We start from the raw sequence: 2,258 nt of genomic DNA, 5'->3' as shown, positions 1-2,258 counted from the left end.
ATTCTCGCCGACGAGATCCACCTTTACACCCACATTCAGGGCGCCCAGATCGGCTATGGCCTGCGACGCCTGCTCGCGCGGTGCGCTCTCAATGGCGCGGCGCCTATTGCCGTCGGCATGAGCGCCACCCTCGGCCGTCCTGCCCATGTCTGGCAACAGCTTGTGGGCGGGGGTGAGCCGCTGCTCATTGACCCCCGATCGAACGAGCGCAGACGCAATCCCAAGGGCCGCGAATATTTCTACTTCGTCCAGCCCGAGGTCGAATCGCGTAACCGAGACGTCGCTGGTGCCTCGACTACCATTCAAGCGGCGATGGCGCTCAGCCACAATATGCCTCGTCGTCATGGCGACGAGGGGGGGTTCCGCGGCATCGTCTTCGTCGATTCGATCGATAAGCTGAAGCGCCTCCACGGCAATTATATGGACGCCGAGGAAGGGCAGAACCTCGCGAGCCTCCGCACGCGGCTCTATCCCGATCACCCGGCAACAGGCCAGCCACGGCGGCAATGCTGTGGCGATCCGCTTGGCTGCGACCTCTTCCGTGACGGCGAGTGCTGGATCTTCGCCGCGACCGATCAACGCCAAAGAACGGCCAGTGGGCTCTATGTCGCTGGCAATCCTCTCACCGTGGCACGCTTTCCGGTCTATTCGGGCAGCACGGCCCAGATCGAAACCGAAATACAGCGGAGCGATTTGGTCTTCTCCACTGCCTCGCTCGAGGTCGGCTACGACGATCCTGACATGGCGTTTGTCTACCAGCATTACGCGCCGACCAACCTTGCCAGCTTCGTACAACGCAAGGGCCGGGGTGGGCGCGGCAATGACGACCGGCCGGTCACCGGCGTCACCCTTTCAATCTATTCTTCGCGCGACACTTGGTATTATCGCCGGCCGACCGCGCTTCTCGATAGCCGCGGCTTCGAGGTTCCACTCAACCTTGCCAACCCCATAGTCTCGCGCGGGCAATTGGCGACTCTGATCCTCGATCTCGTTGCGCGGCGCGATGGCCTGGGCCTCCCGGCAGCGCGAGCCGATGGCAGTCCCGATCCTGCGATCGTCACCGAGTTCGCCGAGACCTGTGCCAAGTTGTTCGATGAAGACCCCTTTCTGCGCTTGGGCTACACCGGCGCCGAAGCGTTCCTCACGGATCTTCACGGCCGCTTTGGAGGGTTCAAGGACGACGAGTGGGCGCACGAACGCCGTGCGCGGGTAGCCTGGGTCCCTAAGACTCTGTTCGGCGCGACTGATATGCCCAACGTCGGTATCCGCGTGCCGGTGCACGGCGGGAACCCCATCATCAGGTCCGAGGACATCACGCTCGGTCTTTCCGCTGCCGCGCCCGGGAACGCCACGAGGCGGTGGGGAGCGACCGAGGTCCATTGGCGCGCGCCGCGTCAGGGCGGCGCGCCGTTCCTCAATGCCCAGGAAGAGGCAGACGCGGAGAACATCGAATTAGGCTCGGCGGACGATATCATGGCCGAACTGCCGATCGATGCGCGCGAGGATATCGGCGAATATGCTCTGGCCGGGACGGTACTGCGCCCCACGGCGCTCAGTGTGGACCTAATTGGCTTGCTGCGCGGTGGGGCCTGGACGCCGATCGTCGAATGGGACACGCAATCTTCGACCGCCAAGCTGATCCCGGACAATGTCGATCCAAAGGCTGCGCTCGATATTCGCAGCACCGGCGTGCTACGCGGTTTTCCGACCCTGCGGAGCGATCGTGACGCGGTTTCGGTGGACACCGGCACGCTTGCGCCGATCGTCGCCGAAATCGGCGCTTATGTTGGGAGCAGCACGCGCGGATCCGGCCTCCATATCGCGCGCCTTTACTGGGGTGCCGATGCCGAGGTCCGCATTGTCGATCAGGCCGATGCGATCGGGGTCTCCCAGACTTTCACCGACGCCAAGGGCGAGCAGGCCCAGTTCGTCGGCTACGCCATGGAAAGCGAAGGCGTGAGGTTCTCCCTTCGATCCGATGCGGTTGACCAGTTTCTCGATGCCGAGATGGTGCGACTTGCCGGGGCGCCCGCCGAGCAGCGCTGGCACCGCAACCAGATGCTGCGCTACGTCGTGCAGCGGCGCTCTCGCAACGCTGGGATCAACGGCTATGAGGCGCGCCGTGCCGCTGAGTTGGTGGTCACTGCGGCGGACAATCCGGCGTTATCCGTCGATCTCGCCAAGCTCCTCAAAATGTGGAGCGACACTGCGCTCGGCAATCTCTTTAAGCGGACGTATCGGGAAGCGCTCTCGAGTCA

At 63.8% G+C, this 2,258-nt stretch carries 1 protein-coding gene; it reads left to right on the top strand.

Going from position 1 to position 2,258, the window contains the following annotated elements; all coding sequences use genetic code 11:
• On the top strand, positions 1-2,258 hold a 2,258-nt coding region (locus EN780_RS32470), incomplete at both ends, for a hypothetical protein (protein ID WP_210215068.1).

It is taken from the genome of Mesorhizobium sp. M4B.F.Ca.ET.089.01.1.1, from assembly GCF_004022605.1.
Taxonomy (GTDB): Bacteria; Pseudomonadota; Alphaproteobacteria; order Rhizobiales; family Rhizobiaceae; genus Mesorhizobium; species Mesorhizobium abyssinicae.
Note: the sequence above shows the minus strand (reverse complement) of the source record. Positions and strands in the feature narration are given on the sequence as shown.